Source organism: Stenotrophomonas sp. YJH_SMC_21 (assembly GCF_059369555.1).
Map to the genome: position 1 here is coordinate 16,442 of NZ_JCAFSU010000021.1, position 24,099 is coordinate 40,540.

The following is a 24,099-nucleotide window of genomic DNA, read 5'->3' on the forward strand; positions in this document are numbered from 1 at the left end:
CGGGCACGAGGTGTCGACCGCGGATCTGGGTCAGCCTTGAAGTATGCCACGGCCCCGGGCGTTCGTCCTTGGGCCGTTTGGCAGGGGCGTTCGGGTTACAGGGGCGGGGCCACCGCCCCGCGTGCCGCGTAGAAGGACTCGCGGAAGGCCAGGAAGGTTCCCGCCTCGATGGCCGCGCGGATGTCGGCCATCAGCTTTTCGTAATAGAACAGGTTGTGCAGGGTACCGAGCATCGGCGCCAGCATCTCGTTGCAGCGGTCCAGGTGTCGCAGGTAGGAACGCGTGTAACCGCCGGTGCAGGCCACGCAGCCGCAGCCCGGCTCGATCGGGTCCATGTCCCGCGCGTACTGGGAATTTCGGATGCGAACGGTGCCGAACGAGGTGAAATAGTGGCCGTTGCGGGCGTTACGGGTGGGCATCACGCAGTCGAACATGTCCACGCCACGTGCGACACCCTCGACGAGGTCCTCCGGCCGGCCCACACCCATCAGGTAGCGCGGACGGTCGCTTGGCAGCTCCGGGTCCAGGTGGTCGAGCATGGCGTTGCGCTCGTGCTCCGGCTCGCCCACGGCCAGGCCGCCGATGGCATAGCCGTCAAAGCCGATCGCCTGCAGGGCCTCGGCCGAGCGGCTGCGCAGGTCGGTGTGCACGCCGCCCTGGACGATGCCGAACAGGGCCGCGTCATTGCCCAGCTCGTCATGCGCGTTGCGGCTGCGCTGGGCCCAGCGCAGGCTCAGCTCCATCGACCGGCGCGCCACATCCTCGGTGGCCGGGTACGGGGTGCACTCGTCGAAGATCATCACCACGTCCGAATCGAGCACCTTCTGGATCTTCATGCTCTCTTCCGGGCCCAGGAACACACGGGCGCCGTCGGTGGGCGAGGCAAAGGTCACGCCCTGCTCAGTGATCTTGCGGCGGTGGGCCAGCGAGAACACCTGGAAGCCACCGGAGTCGGTCAGGATCGGGCCGTCCCAGCGGCAGAAGCCGTGCAGGCCGCCGTGGTCGGCGATGATGTCCAGGCCCGGGCGCAGGTACAGGTGGAAGGTATTGCCGAGGATGATCTCGGCGCCCAGCGCACGCACCTGGTCCGGCAGGATGCCCTTGACCGAGCCATAGGTCCCCACCGGCATGAAGGCCGGCGTTTCCACCGTGCCACGCGGGAAGGTCAGGCGGCCACGGCGGGCACGGCCGTCGCGGGTCTGGAGCTGGAACTGCAGTCGGGACATGGAGCGGTCATTCGGGCAAATAGTTGCTCATTGTCTCCCAAAACCGGCTCGACCGCCCATTCAGGCCTGAACGGCACGGCAGTAGAGCCACGCCATGCGTGGCTTTCCTGGTCTCCAGGCACCTGCAAGTGCGCACCAACGGTGCGCACCCACCACAAGCAGGCAGAGGTCAGCGCCCTACCCTGCCTGCGGGAACAGCAGCATCGCGTCGCCGTAGCTGAAGAAGCGGTAGCGCTGCTCGATCGCGTGCCGGTAGGCCTCGAACACGCGCTCCTTGCCGGCGAACGCGGAGATCATCATCAGCAGCGTGCTTTCCGGCAGGTGGAAGTTGGTCACCATCGCGTCGACGCTGCGGATGCGGTAACCCGGGGTGATGAAGATCTGCGTTTCACCGGCAAACGGCAGCAGCTCGCCGTCGCGCATCGCGCTTTCCAGCGCGCGCACCACGGTGGTGCCGACGCCGATCACACGGCCGCCGCCGGCGCGCGTGCGCCGCACCTGCTGCACCAGCTCGGCACCCACGTTCAGCCACTCGCGGTGCATCACGTGGTCCTTCAGGTCATCGGCACGCACCGGCTGGAAGGTGCCTGCACCCACGTGCAGGGTGACGTGCCCGAACTCCACGCCCTTGTCCTTCAGTGCGGCCAGCAGCGGTTCGTCGAAATGCAGGCCGGCGGTCGGCGCCGCCACCGCCCCCACTTCGCGCGCGAACACAGTCTGATAGCGCTCGCGGTCGTCCACGCCCGGCTCGCGCTGGATGTACGGCGGCAGCGGCAGGCGGCCGGCGTGCAGCAGCCACTGTTCCAGCGATTCCGGCACATGGAACTGCAGTACGTAGAACTCGCCATCGCGGCCCAGCACTTCTGCTTCACCGCCGGCATCCAGCGCGATGCGGCTGCCGGCCTTCGGTGACTTGCTGGCGCCCACCTGGGCACGTGCCTGCTGGCCGCCCAGCAGGCGCTCGATCAGTATCTCCACGCGGCCACCGCTGGCCTTCTGCCCGAACAGGCGCGCCGGGATCACCCGGGTGTCGTTGAACACCAGCAGGTCGCCCGGCTGCAGCAGCGACGGCAGGTCGCGCACCTGCAGGTCGGTGAAGGCATCGGGCGCCGGCGGTACCAGCAGCAGGCGGCTTGCGGAACGTTCGGCCAGCGGGGCCTGCGCGATCAGTTCAGCCGGCAGGTCGTAATGGAAATCGGACTTCTTCAAGGCAGTGGGCGGCAACAGGTCGACAATGGCGCGCATTGTACGTCCAGCGTCTGCGAGCCGGCGTGCTTCGCGGCGAACGTCGCGGAAAATGCTGCTATGCAGCAGGTTTCTGCGGGGTTATCGCGCAAAAAAACAAGTGCTAGCATCGAGCCGGAAGTCCGCTGCACGAGCCTGCCCCCAAGCGCGCGTGATGACGCGCGTTTTGCTTTTGAAGACCCGTGCGACCCATTGTTTCAGGAGATCTGCAATGAGCTTCATCGAACGCCTCGCCCCCCTGCGCAGCCAGCCCGGCACCCGTCTCACCACCGGGCTGGACGATGCCACCCTGACCGCCCTGTCCGCCAACCACCCGCAGCTGATCGCTGCGGTGGACGCCGCTGCCGAGGAGTTCGCGCGCGTGCAGGCCGACCTGGGGCCGCTGCTGGCGCAGGACGAACAGGCGCAGATCGACGCGATGCAGGACGGTTTCGTCAATTTCTACGCCGATGACGCGGTGACCCCGTACGTGGCACTGGCTGCGCGCGGCCCATGGGTGGTCACCCTGAAGGGCGCCGTGCTGTACGACGCCGGCGGCTACGGCATGCTCGGCTTCGGGCACGCCCCTGACGCCGTGTTGGAGGCGATGGCCCGCCCGCAGGTGATGGCCAACATCATGACCCCCAGCCTGTCGCAGCAGCGTTTCATCACCGCCCTGCGCGCCGAGATCGGCCACCGCCGTGGCGGCTGCCCGTTCGCCCGTTTCATGTGCCTGAATTCCGGTTCCGAAGCGGTTGGCCTGGCCGCGCGCATCGCCGACGTCAACGCCAAGCTGCAGACCGACCCGGGTGCGCGCCACGCTGGCGCTGCGATCAAGCGCGTGGTGGTCAAGGGCAGCTTCCATGGCCGTACCGATCGCCCTGCCCTGTATTCCGATTCCAGCCGCAAGAGCTACATGCAGCACCTGGCCAGCTACCGCGGTGAGGACTCGGTGATCACCGTGGCGCCGTACGACGAAGCCGGCCTGCGCTTGGTGTTCGAGGACGCCGCACGCAACCAGTGGTTCATCGAGGCGGTGTTCCTGGAGCCGGTGATGGGCGAAGGCGATCCGGGCCGTTCGGTGCCGCCGTCGTTCTATGCCGTGGCCCGCGAACTGACCCGTGCCCACGGCAGCCTGCTGCTGCTCGACTCGATCCAGGCCGGCCTGCGCGCGCATGGCGTGCTGTCGGTGGTCGATTACCCGGGCTTCGAAGGCCTCGACCCGCCGGACATGGAAACCTATTCCAAGGCCCTCAACGCCGCGCAGTACCCGCTGTCGGTGCTGGCGGTGACCGAGCATGCCGCGCAGTTGTACCGCAAGGGCATCTATGGCAACACCATGACCAGCAACCCGCGTGCGCTGGACGTGGCCTGCGCCACCCTGGCCCAGCTGACCCCGCAGGTTCGCGCCAACATCGCCGAACGCGGTGCCGAGGCCGTGCGCAGGCTTGAACAGCTGAAGAACGAGCTGGGCGGGCTGATCACCAAGGTGCAGGGCACCGGTCTGCTGTTCTCCTGCGAGCTGGCCCCGCAGTTCAAGTGCTACGGCGCCAACTCGACCGAGGAATGGCTGCGCCAGCACGGCATCAACGTGATCCATGGCGGCGAGAACTCGCTGCGCTTCACCCCGCACTTCGGCATGGACAGCGAGGAGCTGGACCTGCTGGTGGGCATGGTCGGCCGCGCCCTGTGTGAAGGCCCGCGCCGCGAGCAGGCCGCTGCGGCGTAAGCCTGCTTGGCGTTTGTGAGTCGAGCCATGCTCGACTCGGCCTTTGCCGCGATCTGAACGAAGAGCAGCCGAGCATGGCTCGGCTCTACAGAAGGGCTCATAATCCAAGGACACCCCGTCCCCGACCGCCCTGCGGTTGGCGACGGGGCGTTTTCGTTTCCGGCCAAGAGACAGGAAGATCCATGAAATCGATCTGTGTGTACTGTGGTTCCAACGCTGGCAGCAAGCCGGCCTACACCGAACGCGCCATTGCCCTGGGTGACCGCATCGCCCGCGACGGCCTGCGCCTGGTGTATGGCGGCGGCAACGTCGGCCTGATGGGAACCGTGGCCAATGCCGTGCTCGCCGCTGGCGGCGAGGTGACCGGCGTGATCCCGCGCCAGCTGGCCGACTGGGAAGTGGCCCACCGTGGCCTGACCGAACTGGAGATCGTCGGTTCGATGCATGAGCGCAAGTCGCGCATGTTCGATCTTGCCGACGGTTTCGTCGCCCTGCCCGGCGGCTTCGGCACCATGGAAGAGATCTTCGAGATGCTGACCTGGCGCCAGCTGGGCATCGGCAACAAGCCATGCGCATTCCTCGATGTGGACGGCTTCTACGCCCCGCTGATCGGCATGATCGATCGCATGGTGGAAGAACGCTTCCTGCATCCGGACCAGCGCCAGGACCTGTGGTACGGCTCGGACATCGAAGAGATGCTGGAGTGGATGAAGAACTACCAGCCGGCGCAGGCCTCGAAATGGATCGACGAGAAGCGCCGCGCCGCCCTGCGATGATGCAACAGTACGCGGCGGCTCAGGCCGCCGCGTGCGCCCATGGGGCGGGCCGCCCCAGCAGGTAGCCCTGGCCGTAGTCGCAGCCCAGTTCACGCAGGGTCTGCCGCTGCGCGTCGGTCTCGATGCCTTCGCCGATCGTCTCAATGCCCAGCGTGCGCGCCAGCGACAGCACGCCCTCAACCAGCGCCCGCGTGCTCTGCACTTCCGGGCCGTGCAGGCCGGCGATGAAGCTCTGGTCGATCTTCAGCGTGCTGATCGGGAAACGGTGCAGGTAGGACAGCGCGGAGAACCCGGTACCGAAATCGTCCAGCTGCACCTGGATGCCGCGCTCGCGCAGGCCCTGCAGGATACGCAGCGTGTGCGGGCCGTCGTCCAGCAACGCCACCTCGGTGATTTCCAGGCGCAGCCGGCGCGGATCGGCACCACAGCTGTCGAGCAGGCCGAACAGGCGATCACTGAACTCTGCCGAGCGGAAATGCCGGGGCGATACGTTCACCGAGACGTAGCCTTCGCCTCCCCGTGCCAGCCCCGCGATGACCTGCTCGTAGATCAGCCAGTCCACCTGTTCGATCAGGCCGCTCTCTTCACCCAGCTCCAGGAACGCGCCGGGCAGCAGCAGGCCACGGCGCTCATGCTGCCAGCGCAGCAGCGCCTCGTGACCGACCACTTCGCCGTCGGACAAGCGCACGATCGGCTGGTAGAACGGTACGAAATCGCGGTTGTTGATCGCACGGCGCAGATCGGCTTCCAGGTCCAGGCTGCGCATGGCTTCTTCGCGCATGTCCTCGTCGAAGATCGCACAGCGGTCATGGCCCTGCGCCTTGGCCCGGTACATGGCCGCATCCGCATCGCGCAGCAGCTCTTCTCCGGTGCGGTAGCGCGGATTCCACAGGGCAATGCCCAGGCTGCCGGACGGAAACAGTTCGCGCCCGGCAATCCACATCGATTCCTGCAACGCCAGCAGCAGCCGCTGGCCGAAATCCAGTGCCTGCGCCAGGCCCTGCGGGCACTGCAGCAGCACAGCGAACTCATCACCGCCGAGCCGTGCCACCACATCTTCGGTACCTGCCATCGACACGATGCGCTTGGCCACTTCCACCAGCATGCGGTCGCCGGCGGCATGGCCGATGCTGTCGTTGACCAGCTTGAAGCGGTCCAGATCGAGGAACAGCACGGCGAACACCGGTCCGCCCTCACGCTTGGCCAGCGCCAGTGAATCCTGCAGGCGATCCAGCAGGTGCAGGCGGTTGGGCAGGCCGGTCAGCGCATCGTGCATGGCCTGGTGGGTCAGGCGCTGCTCGGCACGCAGGCGCTCACCGATCTGCCCAAGCAGCTTTTCGTTGACCTCGGCCAGTTCGCGGGTGCGTTCCTCAACGCGCTTTTCCAGCTCGGCATGTGCCGAACGCAGCCGCTGCTGGTCGCGCTGGCGCGCAAGCCCGGTTCCGATGTTCTGCGCAACAAAGGTCAGCAGCCGCTGATCGTGCACGCTGAACGTGCTGTTCTCGCTGTAGCTCTGCACCACGATCGCACCCACCACCTCATCGTCGCGCAGCAGCGGCACGCCCAGCCAGCAATGCGAGCGCGCGCCGGACTCGCGCACTTCACCACTGGCCAGCAGCGCATCGATCTGCGCGCGTGACGCCAGCAGCGGGCGCCGGTTGCGCACCACGTATTCGGTCAGGCCCCGGCTGAACGGCCGTGGCGCGCGGCTGGCATTGTGCTCGTCCACCGAATACACGAAGTCCAGGCCGTTGCCGGCCGGGTTGACCAGGGCGATGTAGAAATTGCGTGCGTCGAGCAGGCGCCCGACCACCCCATGCACCTGACCATAGAACTGGTCCAGGCTGTCGGCCGACATCGCCATCTCGGCGATGTTGTACAGCGCGATCTGCAACTGTTCGGCACGGCGACGCTCTGCCACCTCATCCTGCAGGCTGCGGTTGGCGCGCTGCAGTTCCTGGGTGCGCCGCGCCACCTGCTGCTCCAGCCGCACCTGCGCCTGGCGCCGGTCCATCGCGGTCTGTACGTGCTGCGCAACGAAGCCCAGCAATGCGCGCTCGGCCTCGCCATAGCGGGCTGCCTGTTCATAGCTCTGGACCACGATGGCGCCGCAGACGCGGCCGTCCCGCAGCATCGGCACGCCCAGCCAGTCCAGGCTTTCGGGCCCACGCTGCGGGTCGTGCTCCTGTTCCATCACCTGCGCCAGCAGCCTGCGCGAGGGACCACTGAGCGGCTTGCCATGGCGCAACAGCGCCACGGTCAGGCTGCGCGGCATCTCGCTGGCGTCATGGCTCTGCGTGGGATCGGCGACGAAGTCATCGACCTGATCGGCGAAGTACAGGAAGCGTATCTGGTCGCGCACATCGTCGTATTCCACGATGTAGCAGTTCTCGGCATACATCAGCGTGCCCAGCACACCATGCACGTGGCGCAGCATCTCGGGCATTTCCAGGTCGGCACCGGCCAGATCTGCAATCTGGAACAGGGCCTGCTGCAGCCGTTCGGCCTCTTCCAGTGCCTTGATCTGGCCGGCCTGGCGGCCGCGCTGCAGCGCCAGCTCCATCGCCTGCCGGGCCAGCCCCCACCACGCGGGTGAAGGCACCGCGCCCGCAACCGACAGCAGCAGCCGCGCACCGTCATACTCCCAGCCGTGCTGGCCATCGCCGGTGGCGGGCTCCACGGACGCAGCGCTGTCAATCGCAGGCAAGGGCCAGCCCCCTCGGCCACTCCCCAGCTGCGGGTCGTCCCAGCCAACGCGGACCACGGCCGTTTCCGGCAAAAGCGCATGCAACGCGCGCACCAGCGCCGTGCTCAACACGGCCTCGTGTAGTGGCTCTTCCGCCGATTCAGCATGCGTGGACAAATGACAATCTCTTGGCGCCGTCTGTGCGTCGCCTCCCCTGAGCCGCCGAGCATAGCGCGCCACCCGGGGGGCAATGGAAGCCCGTAAACCCCGAATCGTGCGCCCGTACGTTTTTCGTGCTGTCCGTAGCTGCTTCCATGCCATGAACCTCTCCCTGCCCGCCCCTGCCACCGGCTATGCGCCACCGCCTGCAGGCCTTACCCTGTACGCCGTGGAAGCCAGCGCACTGCCAACCGATGAAGCCTTGATGCTGGCCTGGGCCGGTGGCGACCTGCGCGCGTTCGAAAGCCTGTATGGGCGCCACCGCAAGCGCCTGTTCGGCTTCCTGCTGCGGCAACTGCGCGACACCGCGCTGGCCGAGGAGATCTTCCAGGACGTCTGGCAGCGGGTGATCAGCGCCCGTGCCGGGTGGCAACCAGACGCGGCCTTCAGCACCTGGCTGTTCCGCATTGCCCACAACCGCCTGAACGACCATTGGCGCGCCGCCCGCCACCGCCCGGCTGCCCCGGCCGATGCCGATCTGCGCCTGGCCGCGATCGAGGATGGGCAGACCCCGGAAGGCGAGCTTTCCGAATTCGAACAACGTCGCCGCATCCAGCTGGCGATGGAACAACTGCCGCCTGAGCAGCGCGAAGTGCTGCAACTGCGGCTGGATCAGGAACTGAGCCTGGAGGAGATCGGCCAGATCACCGGCGTAGGCCGGGAAACCGTGAAATCGCGGCTGCGCTATGCGATGGACAAGCTGCGTGCGGGATTGAACGCATGAACCGAGACGAACCGCTGACGCCGGAAGAACGCGAGCTGGCCCGGCTGCTCGGCCGTCGCGCCGAGCAGGCTCCGCCCGCCGCACTGGACGCCGCCATCCTGGCCGCGGCCCGCGCTGCCGTGGACGCGCCGGCCGCCGATGCGGTCGCCTCTCCCGAGGCGCCGCGCACGCAGTGCACACGCTCGCGTTGGCCGGCGGTGTTCGGCATCGCCGCCTCGATGGTGTTTGCCATCGGCATCGCCTGGCAGCTGCGTCCGGAACCTCCGCCGGTTCCGGCCGGTGAGGCCGCTGTTGCTGCGGCACCGGCAGCGGCAGAAGACGTTGCGGCTGCCGATCAGGCCGCTGACCGCAGTGCAGCCGACAGCGCTGTGGCGGCCGCCGAACCAAGCGCTGCGCCCGCAGCACCCGAGGCCGCCCCTGTTGCCGCTGCCCCGGCACCGGCCATCGCACGCGCGCCCGAGCCGGCGCCGGCCGAGACCGCTGAAGCGCCGGCCCAGGCTGCACGATCGATGGCTGCGGATGCGGCCGCCGATACCGCCTTTGCGGCCCTCCCGCCAGCGCCGACGGCAGCACCGGCCGCAGCGCCGCCTGCGCCACCGGCATCCGCCGCCTACTCGGCACCGGCACCTGCACCGGCATTCGCGCCGGCAGCGTCCGGGGCACTGAAAGCACGCACGGCCGCGGCACCTGCACCGGCACCAGCAGCCAATGCCGCCGAGGTCGAGCGGGCGGAGGCGCTGAATCGGGTGGAGATCACCTCGATGAAGCGTGAGGCTCCCAGCCGTTCGGCTCCGGGCATCATGCGCCGCGGCAGCGATGCGGGCCTGAGCGCGGATACCGTGCAGGCCGAGGTGGACGCCGACGCGCGCCTGCCACGCCGGCAGTGGCTGCAGAAAATCCGCGAGCGCCGTGATCAGGACCAGCGCGACCTCGCCCGCGCCAGCCTGGAGCGCTACATCCAGCAATATCCGGAAGCGCGCCTGCCGCGCGACCTGCGCCCGCTGCTGGACGACTGAAACGGGCGGGGGTACCCGGCAACACCGTAGAATGGCGGGAATGCTCGATACCCTCGCCCAGCCCGTCAGCCACACGCTGGAAGTCAAACACAGCCGTTTCATCGCCCATGCCGCGCCGATCGACGGCGCCCCCGCAGCGCTGGCGTTCCTGCAACAGGTTGCCGTGGCCGACGCCACGCACAACTGCTGGGCCTACCGGCATGGCCAGGACTACCGCTCCAGCGATGATGGCGAGCCGGCAGGCACCGCCGGGCGGCCGATCCTGGCCGCGATCGACGGGCAGGGCTTCGATCGGGTGATGGTGGTGGTGACGCGCTGGTTCGGTGGCATCAAGCTCGGCGCCGGCGGCCTGGTCCGGGCGTACGGTGGCGCCGCCGCAGAATGCCTGCGCACCGCGCCGCGGCTGGCGCTGGTCGCCATGGCACGGCTGCAGCTGCAGGCCGGCTTCGAAGACCTGGGCACCCTGCATGCGGCCCTGCCGGGGTTCGGCGCGGAGAAGCGCGATGAACAGTTCGACGCGAACGGGGTGTGCCTGCGGGTCGAATTGCCGGCCGATCAGGTCGACGCATTGAAAATCCGCCTGCGCGACGCCACTCGTGACCGTATCCGCATAGAAGACGACCACCAGGATGACTGACAAGGACGGCGCCCCCGCCTCGCCCCCGCCGCTGCGCCGCCTTGGCAGCCTGCGCACGCTATGGCCGTTCGTGCGCCGCCACAGTGGCCTGTTCACCGCTTGGCTGATGGCCCTGGCGGTGTCTTCGGCGGCCACGCTGAGCCTGCCGCCGGCGGTCAAGCAGATGATCGACCATGGCTTCAGCAGCGGCGGCCAGATCAACCGTGCCTTCGCCCTGCTGATGCTGGTGGCCGTGGTGCTGGCCCTGGCCACCGCCGCGCGCTTCTACTTCGTGTCGCTGCTGGGCGAAAAGGTCGTGGCTGACCTGCGCAGCCGCCTCTACGCACACCTCATCCAGCTCGGTGCCGGCTTCCATGACCGCAGCCGCAGCGGTGAGCTGGTCTCGCGCCTGACCGCCGACAGTGAGCTGCTGCGCAGCGTGGTCGGCTCGACCATGTCGGTGGCATTGCGCAGCAGCGTCACGGTGGTCGGCAGTCTGGCGATGCTGTTCGTCACCAGCCCGCGGCTGGCGGCGTGGTCGCTGCTGGGCATTCCGCTTGCGGTATTGCCGATCATCATCGGTGCGCGCAAGCTGCGCACCGTCGCGCGCAGCAGCCAGGACCGCATCGCCGATGCCAACAGCCTGGCCAGCGAGACCCTGGGCGCCGTAAGGACGGTGCAGGCGCATGCACGCGAACCCTACGAGCGCGGCCGCTTCGACCATGCACTGGGCGATGCCATCAAGGCCGCCCGCCGCCGCATCGGTGCGCAGTCGCTGGTCACCGCCAGCGCCATCCTGCTGGTGTTCGGCGCCATCGTCGGCGTGCTGTGGCTGGGCGCGCACGATGTCATCGACGGCCGCCTCAGCGCAGGCACCCTTGGCCAGTTCGTGCTGTACGCGCTGATCGGTGGTGGTTCGGTCGGTGCGCTGGCCGAAGTCTGGAACGAACTGCAGCGCGCGGCCGGCGGCATGGGCCGCATCGGCGAACTGCTGCAGGAAGACATCGAGATCCGCGCGCCGGCGCAGCCGCACGTGCTGCCGCAGCCGCTGCGTGGCGAGATCCGGTTCGACGACGTGGTGTTCCATTACCCGCAGCGGCCTGACCAGGCGGCGCTGGACCATTTCAACCTGCACGTGCGCCCGGGCGAGACGGTGGCCCTGGTTGGCCCATCCGGCGCAGGCAAGAGCACGGTGCTGTCGATGCTGCTGCGCTTCCACGATCCGGCCAGTGGCCGCATCTGCGTGGATGGCATCGACGTGCGCCAGGTCGACCCGGCCGAACTGCGCGGACAGCTGGCGCTGGTTCCGCAGCAGCCGACGCTGTTTGCCGCCAGCGCGCGCGACAACATCCGCTATGGCCGCCTGCAGGCCAGCGACAGCGAGGTGGAAGATGCCGCACGCGCCGCCGAGGCGGACGGATTCCTGCGCGCGTTGCCGCAGGGCTATGACAGTGAGCTGGGCGAGCGCGGCGCCCGCCTGTCCGGTGGCCAGCAGCAGCGTGTGGCGATTGCCCGCGCACTGCTGAAGGACGCGCCGATCCTGCTGCTGGACGAAGCCACCAGCGCGTTGGACGCGCAGAGCGAGCACAGCGTGCAGCAGGCGCTGGAGCGGCTGATGGCCGGCCGCACCACGCTGGTCATTGCCCACCGCCTGGCCACTGTGCTCAAGGCCGACCGCATCGTGGTGATGGACCAGGGCCGCATCGTCGCCGAGGGCACGCACGCGCAGCTGCTGGCCGAAGGCGGATTGTACGCTGAACTTGCACGCCTGCAGTTCATCGATTGATGACGTCCGCCTAACATCGGCGCGGCCAAGCTGGCCGCGCAACAGCAGCATCCGCTGAAGGAGGTGCACGATGTCGTTCCGTCAGTTCCCCGCCGTCGACAGCAACGGCGAAAGCCACATCATCATCGAGTTCAAGCCCGAGGCGAATGGCAGCGGGCACCATTCCGAAGCCACGCCACGCTACGAGCTGGATGATGGACGGCCGCTGGTTCGCGACGGCCGCGAGTTCACCACCAGTGGCGGTGAGCTGAGGCTGACGATCTGAGGTTCGCCGGGCATGGCCCGGCGCCACCGGATTTCGTACCGCTCCGCTCTGGTGGGTGTCGACCTTGGTCGACACGCTTTTTGCCAAAGGCGGTCGAGCATGGCTCGACCCTACAAAAAGCGTGATCAATTTTTGACCAAGCATCTTGACAGCCTTTACTACCAAGGGCTGAGCGAGGTTATCCACACCTTTGCTCAGAAATCATCCACACCGCCTGTGGATGAATGTGCTCAGCCCAGCACCCGCCCGATGCCGCTAGCGTCCACTTCAGCGGCCGCGCGACTGATCGCGCCCGGATCGCTGCCGGCCACGAACCCGATCCGGAAATGCACTTCGCCGCCAGGCGTGCGCGAGGAATGGATCGAGGCCAGGCTGATGCGGTGCTGCTCGAACACGTTCAGCAGCTCACGCAGTGAGCCCGGCCGGTCTTCCGGCAGGTGCACCGACAACGCATTGCGCTCGGTCAGGTCAGCCAGCAGATAGCCCACGCGTTCGAAGGTGTAGTTGCCCTCGGCCAGTGCCTGCTCGCCGAAGGCACTGCGGCTGGCCGACAGCAGCTGCTCACGGAATGCATCGCGTGCAGTGTCGTCGCCCTGTCCGACCTGGGCCTGCAGGGCCTGCAGCTGGCCGACCAAGCGCTCCAGCATCGGCGCCACGTACGGGTTGCCGAACTGGATGTCCTCGTAGATCGCGGGGTTCAGCGACAGGATGCGCGAGATGATCGCCGTATCCAGTTCGAACGATGCCGACCGGTACGGCATCATCGCGGCCAGGTCGCCCAGCTGCGGCTGATACTGGCGCAGCACGCCGGCCTGGGCCAGGTGGGTGGCATGCACCATCGCCTGTACCAGCGCCATCATCTGGTCGTGATGCTGTGGCGTGGCCCGCACGCACTCAGCCTGCAACGCCGTGCACAGCGAATCGACCCATGGCTGCCAGTGCCGCAGCCGCGCTTCGCAGACCACCATCACCCGACCCTTCAGTGTCGGCGCTTTCGGTGGCGCGGTCATCGGGTGCAGCCCGACCACCTCGGCCTGCGAGGCCAGCATCGCCTGCACCGGTGCCTCCTTCACCGAGGTCACGTCCAGCCACAGCCGGTCCTGCTCGCGGCCGGCCGACTGCCGCACGTACTCGGCGATCAACGCGGGCGTATGCCGGATCGGCGCTGAGAACACCAGCACATCGGCCTGCGCGAGCAGCTGTTCCGGCGTATGCGAGCCCGGATCAGCCGGATCATGGCCGATGACCCGCAGCTGCATGTGCTGCTGGAAGAAGCGGGTCAGCCAGCGCCCGTAGGCGCCTGCACTTCCGACGATGCCGACCGTGCGCGGCGTGCGTTCGAGCAGGCCGCTCATGCCACGCGTTCGGCGCGGAAGCGCGTCCCCTCGGCCAGCGCGGCAGGCGCTGCAGCGATCACGTCGAATTCTTCGAAGCCGTTGTCCAGGGTCGCCTCCAGGGCCGCGTGGGTGCCGGCAATCGCACGCGAGATCGCCTGCTGCATCGATTCGCCGCGCAGCAGGAACGACACCACCAGCGACATCAGCACATCACCCGTACCAGCCACGTCCACCGGCAGCAGGGGCGAGGTCCAGCGCCAGGTCTCCTCGCGGCCGACAGCCAGGGTCACCAGTTCACCCGGGGTGCCGCCCACGCTGTGCGCGATCACCCAGTGCGGGCCACGATCCAGCAGCGTGCGTGCGGCGGCGATGGCATCGGCCTCGGCGAGCGCCGGCATACCGGTGAGGCGATTGAGTTCAAAGGCGTTCGGGGTCACCAGCCAGGCATGCGGCAGCAGGCGCTCGGCGAAGATCGCTTCCAGGCCCGGTTCCACGTAGGGGCCGGTGTGGGTATCACCAATCACCGGATCCAGGCAGTAACGCAGCTGCGGGCAGGCCGGCAGGATGTCATCCAGCCAGTCGGCGAAGGCCGCACCGTTGGCGGTGCTGCCGAAGTAGCCGGACACCAGCATCTTCGCCCGCTGCGGCAGGCCGCGCTCGTGGGTGCCCAGCAGCAGGTCGGCGAACCAGTCGGCGGGCAGCACGCGACCGCGCGTGGTGTCGTAGAACGGCGCGTTGCTGAGCAACACGGTCGGAATTTCTGCTACGCGCACGCCGAGAGCGCGCATCGGCGGCACGGCGGCGCTGTTGCCGGCGTGGCCGTAGACAAGTTGCGACTGGACCGAGATGACATCGATCGGCGACGGGCCGTCGGGCCGCTGGCGGCGGCCGTGGACCAGGTGGTTATCAAGGGATTCGCTCATGACCGCATTCTACGCCCGGTGGGGGGTTCGGCAGGGCTTGCAGCCCTGCGCCTGCAGAATCAACGTCAACATCAAAAGCCAGAGCGGGCTATCCGTGGGATGGCGGGGCGGTGTGGGTGGTCAGGACACGCCGTAAACCCATCCATGGGGGCTCGATGGCGCCATCCATGGCGCCAACGGTCCTGCGCACCCACACCGCCCCACCTTCGACAGTTGGCCGACAGCTGCTGGTGGGTGCCGACCGTTGGTCGGCACATCTGTCGGATACCGAATGAATTCGTCCACGCATGGCGTGGCTCTACTGGCAACTGCGGCTGTTGGTAGGTGTCGTCCGTTGATCGACACGTCTGTCAAATATCGATATCCGACCCCGTGCCGACCAACGGTCGGCACCCACCAAAGCAGAACGCTGTTCCGACAGATCGCGGAAAACGGCGCGACCGAGCTACATGGACGTACTTGCAGTGTCCCCCTCAACCGGACCCACCCCGCCAATCCACCGATAGCGCGCTTTGGCTTTTGCCGTTGCCTCTGCGGGTGCAGGGCGCAGCCCTGCAAAAAGAAGCACCCCTCAGTGAACAGCAGGCCGCGACGGCGGCAGACACGCCGCCACGATGCCGAGCAGCGGCAGGAACGCGGTCAACTGGTAGACGTACTCGATGCTGGTCTTGTCCGCCAGCAGGCCGAGCACGGCAGCACCCAGTCCACCCATGCCGAACGCAAAGCCGAAGAACAGGCCGGACACCATGCCGATACGGTGCGGCATCATTTCCTGCGCGTAGACCACGATCGCCGAGAACGCCGAGGACAACACGAAGCCGATCAGCACCGCCAGCACCGTGGTCCAGAACAGATCGGCATGCGGCAGCATCAGGGCGAACGGCGCAACGCCCAGGATCGAGGTCCAGATGATCGGCTTGCGGCCGATGCGATCGCCCAGCGGGCCACCGAGGAAGCCGCCGGCGGCGGACGCCACCAGGAATGCGAACAGATGCAGCTGCGCCTGTGCCACCGGAATGCCGAAGTGGTGGATCAGGTAGAAGGTGAAGTAGCTGCCGATGCTGGCCATGTAGAAGTACTTGCTGAAGATCAGCACCAGCAGGATCGCCAGCACCTTGGCCACGGTGCGCGGGGGATGGCGCGGAGCCATCGAGGCGGTGCTGGCCGGGCGCGGGGTGCCCAGGTGCAGCGCGTACCAGCGGCCGACATAGGTCAGCAGTGCAATGCCGATCAGCGCGGCGCCGGCAAACCACGACGCGGCATGCTGGCCATGCGGCACGATCACCGCTGCAGCAATCAATGGACCGAGCGCGGTACCGAAATTGCCGCCCACCTGGAACACCGACTGCGCGAAGCCATGGCGGCCACCCGAGGCCAGCCGCGCAATGCGCGATGCTTCCGGATGGAAAATGGCCGAACCAATGCCGACCATCGCCGCAGCCATCAGCACCACCGCATAGTTCGGCGCGAAGCCGAGCAGCAGCATGCCGCACAGGGTCGAGGCCATGCCGATCGGCAGCGAGTACGGCGCCGGGCGACGGTCGGTGGCGGCTCCAACCAGTGGCTGGAAGATCGAAGCGGTCAGCTGGTAGGTCAGCGTGATCAGGCCGATCTGGGTGAAGCTCAGGTTGAAGCCGCCCTTGATCACTGGATAGATGGCCAGGATCAGCGACTGCATCATGTCGTTGACGACATGCGAGGTGGAAATAGCTGCCAGCACACCGGGAGCCACCGGACGTGAGGTCGTTGCGGGAGAAGCCAAGGCGGACATGGACGCAGTCAGGTTGGGGGCGAGCCACGCATGCTACGGTTGCCCTCCCCTCCCTTCTGCCGCGTTCGGGTCATGGCCTATCGCAAAAAGGACATTGCCGGCGATGTCGACCCGGCTGCGCCGTGGCGTGATGTGCCACTGCATCGTCCGGTCACCTACCGGGTTACCCAGTACCCGGCAGGCACCCATATCGCAGGCCACAAGCACCAGCGCCACCAGCTGGTCTATGCCATCTCGGGGCTGATGGTGGTGCGCTCGGAAGTCGGTCGCTGGGTCGTGCCCTCCACCCGTGCGATCTGGATGCCGGCGGGCATGGTGCACGCGGTGGACTGCATTGCCGCCGTGCACATGCGCAGCCTGTACATCGATCCGTCGTTCGCCCCGCAGTTGCCGGCCGAACCGTTCGCGGTACAGGTGGCACCGCTGCTGCGCGAACTGCTGCAGGCAGCCACCCTGATCAAGGGCGAGCACATCGAAGACAGCCGCGATGGCCGCGTGGTGCGCCTGCTGCTGGACGAACTGCATCGCATGGACGTGCTCCCGCTGCACCTGCCCTCGCCCACCGACCCGCGCCTGCAGCGGATCTGCCAGCACATCCAGAAGCACCCCGGCGACGACGCCACGCTGCAGGACTGGGCACAGGCGCTGGAAGTGGACGTGAAAACCATCCAGCGCCACTTCGCCCACGAGCTGGGCATGACCTTCGGCCAGTGGCGACAGCAGGCGCGACTGCTGGCCGCATTGGAGCGGCTGGCGGTCGGCGACAAGGTCATCGATGTCGCGCTGGCGATGGGCTACGACAGCCCCAGCGCGTTCACCAGCATGTTCAAGCGCCAGCTGGGGCAGACGCCGGCGGCGTTTTTCCGCTGATCGCAAACGAAAACGCCGGGCATGGCCCGGCGCTACCGCTCAACGCTTCGGTTGAAAGACTCAGGACGTCATCCGGTCCCAGAAGCCCTTCACGCCATCCATGAAGGTGGCCGACTTCGGCGAATGCTTGCGTGCTTCCTCGCCGACGAAGGTGGCTTCGAACTGTTCCAGCAGCTTGCGCTGCTCAGGGGTGAGGTTGACCGGAGTCTCCACCACCACCCGGCAGTACAGGTCGCCCTCGCTGCGGCTGCGCACCGAACGCACGCCCTTGCCGCGCAGGCGGAACAGCTTGCCGGTCTGGGTCTCGGCCGGAATGCGGATCTCCGCTTCGCCGCCGAGGGTCGCCACGCGCACGGTGTCACCCAGTGCCGCCTGCGAGATGCGGATCGGCACTTCGCAGTGCAGGTCGTCGCCATCGCGCTGGAAGATCGCATGCTCGCGCACGCGCACTTCCACGTACAGGTCGCCCGGTGGCGTACCGGCCGGACCGGCTTCGCCCTCGCCCTGCAGGCGGATGCGGTCGCCGGTATCGACGCCGGCCGGCACCTTCACCGACAGCACCTTGTCTTCCTCGACACGGCCGTTGCCGTGGCAGGTCTTGCAGGGCTTGGCGATGATCTGGCCACGGCCGCCGCAGTTGTGGCAGGCCTGCTGCATTGCGAAGATGCCGCGCTGGATGCGCACCTGGCCGCGGCCATGGCACACATTGCAGGTTTCGACCTTGCCGTCCTCGGAGCCACTGCCATCGCAGTCGCCGCACTCGGCCAGGGTCGGAATCTCGATGCGGCGCTCGACGCCGCGCACGGCTTCTTCCAGGTCCAGCTCCATCACGTAGCCGATATCGGCGCCGCGACGCGCCTGGCGCGGACCACCGCCACCGCCGCCAAAGATGTTGCCGAAGATATCGCCGAAGATATCGTTCATGTCCGGGCCGCCCGGCCCGCCGCCGCCCATGCCGTGCTCGAACGCCGCGTGGCCATGGCTGTCGTACATGCGGCGCTTGTTGCCGTCGGACAGCACTTCGTAGGCTTCCTTGCACTCCTTGAAGGAGGCTTCGGCCGCCGCATCACCCGGGTTGCGGTCCGGGTGGAACTTCATCGCGCAGCGACGGTACGCCTTCTTCAGCTCGTCGTCGGTGGCGGTGCGGGCAACGCCCAGCACTTCGTAATAATCGCGCTTGCTCATATCGTGGATCTGGTTCCGGAAAGTCGGGATTCGTCAAAGCGGAAGAGCGGAACCAGGTCCGCTCTTGCGTCGGGCGCCCCGACACGCCGGTGGGCGGTCAGGACCCTGATGCGACAACGGGACGCTGGTGGCCAGCGTCCCGTGTCGGTCCGGATCAGGACTTCTTGTCGTCCTTGACTTCGGTGAACTCGGCGTCGACCACGTCGTCCTGCGCCTTGCCGGCATTGCCGGCGTCGGCACCCGGGGCACCGCCCTGGTCGGCCGAAGCAGCGGCGAACAGCGACTGGCCGGCTTCTTCCAGCACCTTCGACTTGGCCTCGATCTGTGCCTTGTCGTCACCCTTCATCGCGGTTTCCAGGTCGGCCAGGGCCGCCTCGACCTTGCCGATGACATCGCCGCCGACCTTGCTGCCGTGCTCGGTGATGGCGCTGCGGGTGCCGTGGATCAGGGCGTCGGCCTGGTTGCGGGCCTGCACCAGCTCCTGGAACTTCTTGTCTTCTTCGCGGTTGGCTTCCGCGTCGGCGACCATGCGCGCGATCTCTTCCTCGGACAGGCCCGAACCGGCCTTGATCTCGACCTTCTGTTCCTTGTTGGTCTTCTTGTCCTTGGCCGACACGTGCAGGATGCCGTTGGCGTCGATGTCGAAGGACACTTCCACCTGCGGCAGGCCACGCGGGGCCGGCTCGATGCCGGACAGGTCGAACTTGGCCAGCGACTTGTTGAAGCGGGCCTGTTCGCGCTCACCCTGCAGCACGTGCACGGTCACGGCCGACTGGTTGTCCTCGGCGGTGGAGAACACCTGCGAGGCCTTGGTCGGGATGGTGGTGTTCTTCTCGATGATCTTGGTGAACACGCCGCCCATGGTCTCGATGCCCAGCGACAGCGGGGTCACGTCCAGCAGCAGCACGTCCTTGACGTCGCCGCCCAGCACGCCGCCCTGGATCGCCGCACCCAGTGCCACGGCTTCGTCCGGGTTGACGTCCTTGCGCGGTTCCTTGCCGAAGAACTCGGTCACCGCCTGCTGCACCTTCGGCATGCGGGTCTGGCCGCCGACCAGGATCACTTCGCTGATGTCGCTCGAACGCAGGCCGGCATCGTTCAGGGCGACGCGGCACGGCTCGATCGACTTCTTGATCAGGTCGTCCACCAGGGCTTCCAGCTTGGCGCGGGTCAGCTTGATGTTCAGGTGCTTCGGACCCGACGCGTCAGCGGTGACGTACGGCAGGTTCACTTCGGTCTGCTGGGCGCTGGACAGCTCGATCTTGGCGCGCTCGGCAGCATCCTTCAGGCGCTGCAGGGCCAGCGGATCCTTGCGCAGGTCGATGCCCTGGTCCTTGTTGAACTCTTCAATCAGGTACTCGATGACGCGGTTGTCGAAGTCTTCGCCACCCAGGAACGTGTCGCCGTTGGTGGCCAGCACTTCGAACTGCTTTTCACCGTCGACGTTGGCGATCTCGATCACCGAGACGTCGAAGGTGCCGCCGCCCAGGTCGTACACCACGATCTTGCGATCCTTGTTGTCGCCCTTGTCCAGGCCATAGGCCAGCGCGGCCGCGGTCGGCTCGTTGATGATGCGCTTGACGTCCAGGCCGGCGATGCGGCCGGCGTCCTTGGTTGCCTGGCGCTGGCTGTCGTTGAAGTAGGCCGGCACGGTGATGACCGCTTCGGTGACCTTCTCACCGAGGAAGTCCTCGGCGGTCTTCTTCATCTTTTCCAGCACCTTGGCCGAGATTTCCTGCGGGGCCATCTTCTTGCCGTCGCTGGTGGCCACCCAGGCGTCGCCATTGTCATGGGCCAGGATGCTGTACGGGACGTGCGCGATGTCCTTCTGCACTTCGGCGTCGGTGAACTTGCGGCCGATCAGGCGCTTCACCGCGTAGAAGGTGTTCTTCGGGTTGGTCACGGCCTGGCGCTTGGCCGAGGCACCGACCAGGACTTCGCCGTCCTTGGTGTAGGCGACGATCGACGGGGTGGTGCGATCGCCTTCCGAATTCTCGATGACGCGGGCCTTGCCGCCGTCCATGATCGCCACGCACGAGTTGGTGGTGCCGAGGTCGATACCAATGATCTTGCCCATGGGGGAGACTCCTGAGGATGCTTGTTGGTGTCAGTCCGGCCGTTCGGCCGGTGGATGAATACGATGTGGGGGAGGCTCGTGGAACATTCAAGCCATCTCCCGAACGCTGTGTTCAGCGCCTGGAAAACCTTGCCAGGCATGGCCTGGCACAACCGGGACCGGGCAAAGCCCGGCCTGGTCCATCAATCGGCGGCCACCACCACCAGCGCCGGCCGCAGCAGGCGCTCGTTGAGCAGGTAGCCCTTCTGGAACACGGTCACCACGCTGCCCGGGGCGGCGCCCGGCGTCGGCACCTGGCTGATGGCCTGGTGGTGTTCCGGGTTGAACGGCTGGCCGATCGGGTCCAGCAGGACCAGTCCGTTGTCGGCGGCCACCTTCAGCAGCTGCTTGTAGGTCAGCTCCAGGCCTTCGCGCAGCGGGTGCGGTTCGTCGCCGGCGGCCTTCAGGCCGGCATCCAGGCTGTCGAACACGGGGAGCAGATCGCCCAGCAGCTTCTCGTTGGCGAACTTGCGGGCCTGTTCGATGTCACGGGCAACGCGCTTGCGCTGGTTCTCCAGGTCGGCGCGCTCACGCAGGGCATCGGCCTTGACCTGTTCGATTTCGGCGCGCAGGCGCTCGACTTCGTCGTTGACGCCGGCGGTGGCGGCCGCATCGGCGGCACTCTGCTGGGATTCGATATCTGGCTGTTCGTGGTTCATGTCTGGGTCCCTGGCGGTCAATCTCCGCCTCCACCCACCCTAGTGTGGGCGGGATGCTGCGTTTCAAGCGTCGGATGTTCCCGGCGGGCGGCCGGCTGGCGAAAACGCCGCGCCCAGTACATCGGCGGTAGCCTGGACCAGCGGGATCACGCGGTCGTAGGCCATCCGCTTGGGGCCGATCACCCCCAGCACGCCCAGCACCTGGCCATTGGCCGAGTAAGGGGCAGTGACCAGCGAGACGCCCTGCAGCGGCATCATCCCGGTCTCCTCGCCGATGAAGATGCGCACGCCGGGCGCCTGGATGGTCCGCTCCAGCAGCTGCAGGATCTCCCGCTTGCTGGAGAACAGCTCGAACAGCTCGCGCAGGCGCTCCAGGTCGGACAGGTCCTGCACCCCCATCAGGCGGGTCTGGCCGGCCACCAGCATGTCGTCGGCAGCCGGCTGCAGGGCCTGTTCGGCCAGCTCGATGCTGTGCGCCAGCAGCTGTTCCAGCTCGGAGCGGGCATCGCGCAGTTCCAGCAGCAGTCGGGTGCGGATCTCGGCCATCGGCAGGCCGGCGAAATGGGCATTGAGATAGTTCGCGACCTGCTCCAGCTGACCCGGCGCAAACTCCTGCCGGGTCTCGATGACGCGGTTCTGCACCTCGTTGTCGGCAAACACCAGGATCGCCAGCACCCGGCGCCCGTCCAGCGCCACGAAGTCGATCTGGCGGAAGGCGAACTGCTCGCGTCGCGGCGCGCTGACCACGCCGACGAAGTGGCTCATCGCCGACAACAGCTCCGAGGCGCTGCCGAGCAGGGCCTGGGTGCTGCCGCCGCCAGCCAGTTCCTGGCGCAACCGGGCCAGCTCGCCTTCGCCCGGCGGCTGCATCTGCAGCAGGCTGTCGACGAAGACCCGGTAGCCATGTGCCGTCGGGACGCGCCCGGCGGAGGTGTGCGGCGAGGCCAGCAGCCCCAGGTCTTCCAGGTCACCCAGGATGTTGCGTATGGTCGCCGGACTGACCTCCAGCCCGGCCACGCGCGCCAGCGTCTGCGAGCCGACCGGCTCACCGTCCTGGATGTAACGCGCGATCAGCGTGCGCAGCAGATGGCGCGCACGCGGGGCAAGCTGGTCGGGAGAACCGTGCATGGAATCAACCTGTGAGACACGGACACTAGATAATGGCGGCGCATCACCTTGGCAAGTCATTGGACCTCCCTCGCCCGCGTGCTAGCGTTGCGCGGCTGCTGATACCCCCTTACCCATGCTCAGACATCTTTCGATCAAGGATTTCGCCGTCGTCCGCGCCACCGAACTGGAGTTCGGGCCAGGCATGACCGTGGTTTCAGGCGAGACCGGCGCCGGCAAGTCGCTGATGGTCGACGCGCTGGGCTTCCTGTCCGGCCTGCGCGCCGACAGCGGCGTGGTCCGCCACGGCGCCGCGCGCGCCGAGCTTTCGGCCGAGTTTGCGCTGGAGCAGCTGCAGGCTGCACGCCAGTGGCTGGCCGACAACGAGCTGGACGACGAGGAGCAGTGCCAGCTGCGCCGGGTCATCCGCGCCGATGGCGGTTCGCGGGCCTGGATCAACGGCCGCCCGGTGACCCTGGCGCAACTGGGCGACCTGGCCTCGCTGCTGGTGGAGATCCACGGACAGCACGAACAGCAGGCCCTGCTGACGCGCCCGTCGCAGCTGGCCCTGCTCGACGCCTATGCGCGCAACGAGAACGAACGCCGCCAGGTGCGACGCGCCGCCGCGGCCTGGCAGGCATTGGTCGATGAATCGCTGGCGCTGTCGCAACAGGGCGACGTCAGTGACCGGATCGGCTTCCTGGAGCACCAGCTGCGCGAGCTGGACCGTGAAGACCTGGAGCCGGAGTCGATTGCCGCACTCGGCGCCAGCCACCGCCGCCAGGCCCATGCCAGCGCCCTGCTGAGCGCCTGCCAGGCCGCCAGCAACCAGCTCAACGGCGACGACGGCAGCTCCGCGCTGGACCTGCTGCAGCAGGTGCGCCATGAGCTGTCGCGCCTGATCGAGCACGACCCGCGCCTGGGCGAGGTGGATGGCCTGATCGAGAACGCTTCGATCCAGCTGCACGAAGCCCTGTCGCTGCTGGATCGGGTGCATGACGACCTCGACGCCGACCCGGAACAGTTCGAGGAGAACGAGCGCCGCCTCGGCCGTCTGCACGACCTGGCCCGCAAGCACCGCGTGCCGATGGACGAGCTGGGTGCACAGCGCGAGCGCATGCACGCCGAAGTGGAACAGCTGCGCGGCGCCGACGAACGCCTGCAGCGCCTGGCCGGCGAGATCGAGAAGGCCGCCGCCGCCTGGCGCGCACAGGCCGAAGTGCTGACCGCCAGCCGTCGCAGCGCTGCTGCCGAACTGTCGGCCACCACCACCGGCATCATCGCCGAGCTGGGCATGGGCGGCGGCCAGTTCCTGATCGAGCTGGAACCGCAGGACGCCGGCAAGCCCGACCCGCAGGGTGCCGAGCGCGTGGAATTCCTGGTCGCAGCCAATGCCGGCCAGCCGCCGCGCGCCCTGCGCAAGGTGGCCTCCGGCGGCGAACTGTCACGCATCTCGCTGGCCATCGAAGTGGCCGCGCTGGACCTGGACGCAGTGCCGACCATGGTGTTCGACGAAGTCGACTCCGGCATCGGCGGCGCGGTAGCCGACATCGTCGGCCAGAAGCTGCGCGCGCTCGGCGAGAAGCGCCAGGTGCTGTGCGTGACCCACCTGCCGCAGGTTGCCTCCAAGGGCCATGCCCATTACCGGGTCAGCAAGGCCCCGGTGGAAGGCATGACCCAGAGCGCCGTGGAAAAGCTGGACAGCAAGGCGCGCGAGGAAGAGCTGGCGCGCATGCTCGGCGGCGTGGAAGTGAGCAAGGAAGCGCGCGCCGCCGCGCGCAAGCTGCTGCAGGTGTAACGCCGCCCGAGCCGGGCATAGGCCCGGCTTCCGCACGGTAGTGCCGGCCGCTGGCCGGCAACCGAT

The 24,099-nt window shown here is 67.6% G+C and carries 19 protein-coding genes; 9 read left to right on the top strand and 10 right to left on the bottom strand.

Annotated features, from left to right (window positions below; translation table 11 throughout):
* Positions 1–95: 95 nt before the first annotated feature.
* Positions 96–1,226 carry a tRNA guanosine(34) transglycosylase Tgt gene (tgt, locus tag AC5P67_RS18860; RefSeq protein WP_005409256.1) on the bottom strand — a complete coding sequence of 377 codons (1,131 nt, stop codon included), beginning with the start codon at positions 1,224–1,226 and terminating at the stop codon, positions 96–98.
* Positions 1,227–1,403: 177 nt separating this feature from the next.
* Positions 1,404–2,471: a tRNA preQ1(34) S-adenosylmethionine ribosyltransferase-isomerase QueA gene (queA, locus tag AC5P67_RS18865; protein ID WP_495215089.1), complete on the bottom strand. Its 1,068-nt coding sequence runs from the start codon at positions 2,469–2,471 to the stop codon at positions 1,404–1,406.
* Between the two features lie 211 nt (positions 2,472–2,682).
* Here queA and AC5P67_RS18870 point away from each other — a divergent pair, with 211 nt between their 5' ends.
* Positions 2,683–4,179 (top strand): aminotransferase class III-fold pyridoxal phosphate-dependent enzyme, encoded by a 1,497-nt coding sequence (locus tag AC5P67_RS18870; RefSeq protein ID WP_495215090.1) that lies wholly within the window; start codon positions 2,683–2,685, stop codon positions 4,177–4,179.
* Positions 4,180–4,361: 182 nt separating this feature from the next.
* Positions 4,362–4,955, top strand: coding sequence for an LOG family protein (locus AC5P67_RS18875; RefSeq protein WP_005409253.1), 594 nt, complete (start codon positions 4,362–4,364; stop codon positions 4,953–4,955).
* A 19-nt stretch (positions 4,956–4,974) separates the two neighbouring features.
* Here AC5P67_RS18875 and AC5P67_RS18880 read toward each other — a convergent pair whose 3' ends face one another.
* A complete protein-coding gene (locus tag AC5P67_RS18880) occupies positions 4,975–7,773 on the bottom strand; it encodes a bifunctional diguanylate cyclase/phosphodiesterase (protein WP_005413019.1) in 2,799 nt (932 codons plus the stop codon).
* A gap of 292 nt (positions 7,774–8,065) precedes the next feature.
* On the opposite strand from AC5P67_RS18880, the gene AC5P67_RS18885 reads away from it, so the two are divergent.
* The 5 genes from AC5P67_RS18885 to AC5P67_RS18905 all read left to right on the top strand — a co-directional run bounded on the left by AC5P67_RS18885 (position 8,066) and on the right by AC5P67_RS18905 (position 12,267).
* Entirely contained in the window at positions 8,066–8,584 is a 519-nt protein-coding gene (locus tag AC5P67_RS18885; RefSeq protein ID WP_229295586.1) for an RNA polymerase sigma factor, read from the top strand.
* Positions 8,581–9,600, top strand: a complete 1,020-nt coding sequence (locus AC5P67_RS18890) for a hypothetical protein (protein WP_495215092.1) — start codon at positions 8,581–8,583, stop codon at positions 9,598–9,600. Before AC5P67_RS18885 ends, AC5P67_RS18890 begins: the two co-directional genes overlap by 4 nt.
* 40 nt (positions 9,601–9,640) lie before the next feature.
* Entirely contained in the window at positions 9,641–10,237 is a 597-nt protein-coding gene (locus tag AC5P67_RS18895) for an IMPACT family protein (RefSeq protein WP_005409249.1), read from the top strand.
* Complete coding sequence (locus AC5P67_RS18900; protein ID WP_005413014.1) at positions 10,230–12,002, top strand: ABC transporter transmembrane domain-containing protein; 1,773 nt, start codon at positions 10,230–10,232, stop codon at positions 12,000–12,002. The genes AC5P67_RS18895 and AC5P67_RS18900 overlap by 8 nt, the downstream gene beginning before the upstream one ends.
* Positions 12,003–12,072: 70 nt before the next feature.
* Positions 12,073–12,267: a hypothetical protein gene (locus AC5P67_RS18905; protein ID WP_005409247.1), complete on the top strand. Its 195-nt coding sequence runs from the start codon at positions 12,073–12,075 to the stop codon at positions 12,265–12,267.
* A 230-nt stretch (positions 12,268–12,497) separates the two neighbouring features.
* On the opposite strand, the gene AC5P67_RS18910 is transcribed toward AC5P67_RS18905, so the two are convergent.
* The 3 genes from AC5P67_RS18910 to AC5P67_RS18920 all read right to left on the bottom strand — a co-directional run bounded on the left by AC5P67_RS18910 (position 12,498) and on the right by AC5P67_RS18920 (position 16,298).
* On the bottom strand, positions 12,498–13,622 hold the full coding sequence (locus AC5P67_RS18910; RefSeq protein ID WP_099605408.1) for a prephenate dehydrogenase: 1,125 nt from the start codon (positions 13,620–13,622) through the stop codon (positions 12,498–12,500).
* Positions 13,619–14,527, bottom strand: a complete 909-nt coding sequence (gene pdxY, locus AC5P67_RS18915) for a pyridoxal kinase (RefSeq protein WP_049430620.1) — start codon at positions 14,525–14,527, stop codon at positions 13,619–13,621. Before pdxY ends, AC5P67_RS18910 begins: the two co-directional genes overlap by 4 nt.
* A gap of 571 nt (positions 14,528–15,098) precedes the next feature.
* Positions 15,099–16,298 carry an MFS transporter gene (locus AC5P67_RS18920; RefSeq protein ID WP_133050680.1) on the bottom strand — a complete coding sequence of 400 codons (1,200 nt, stop codon included), beginning with the start codon at positions 16,296–16,298 and terminating at the stop codon, positions 15,099–15,101.
* Between the two features lie 72 nt (positions 16,299–16,370).
* Between AC5P67_RS18920 and AC5P67_RS18925 the strand changes: the two genes are divergently transcribed.
* Positions 16,371–17,168: an AraC family transcriptional regulator gene (locus tag AC5P67_RS18925; RefSeq protein ID WP_043035461.1), complete on the top strand. Its 798-nt coding sequence runs from the start codon at positions 16,371–16,373 to the stop codon at positions 17,166–17,168.
* A 60-nt stretch (positions 17,169–17,228) separates the two neighbouring features.
* Here the strand turns inward: AC5P67_RS18925 and dnaJ are convergent, their stop codons facing one another.
* The 4 genes from dnaJ to hrcA all read right to left on the bottom strand — a co-directional run bounded on the left by dnaJ (position 17,229) and on the right by hrcA (position 22,256).
* Positions 17,229–18,353 (bottom strand): molecular chaperone DnaJ, encoded by a 1,125-nt coding sequence (gene dnaJ, locus AC5P67_RS18930; protein ID WP_005409242.1) that lies wholly within the window; start codon positions 18,351–18,353, stop codon positions 17,229–17,231.
* 154 nt (positions 18,354–18,507) lie between these two features.
* A complete protein-coding gene (gene dnaK, locus AC5P67_RS18935) occupies positions 18,508–20,430 on the bottom strand; it encodes a molecular chaperone DnaK (protein WP_495215096.1) in 1,923 nt (640 codons plus the stop codon).
* A gap of 182 nt (positions 20,431–20,612) precedes the next feature.
* A complete protein-coding gene (gene grpE / locus AC5P67_RS18940; protein WP_049460534.1) occupies positions 20,613–21,128 on the bottom strand; it encodes a nucleotide exchange factor GrpE in 516 nt (171 codons plus the stop codon).
* A 63-nt stretch (positions 21,129–21,191) separates the two neighbouring features.
* Complete coding sequence (gene hrcA / locus AC5P67_RS18945) at positions 21,192–22,256, bottom strand: heat-inducible transcriptional repressor HrcA (RefSeq protein ID WP_308680466.1); 1,065 nt, start codon at positions 22,254–22,256, stop codon at positions 21,192–21,194.
* 115 nt (positions 22,257–22,371) lie between these two features.
* On the opposite strand from hrcA, the gene recN reads away from it, so the two are divergent.
* Entirely contained in the window at positions 22,372–24,033 is a 1,662-nt protein-coding gene (gene recN, locus AC5P67_RS18950) for a DNA repair protein RecN (RefSeq protein WP_024958280.1), read from the top strand.
* The last annotated feature ends 66 nt before the right edge of the window (positions 24,034–24,099 follow it).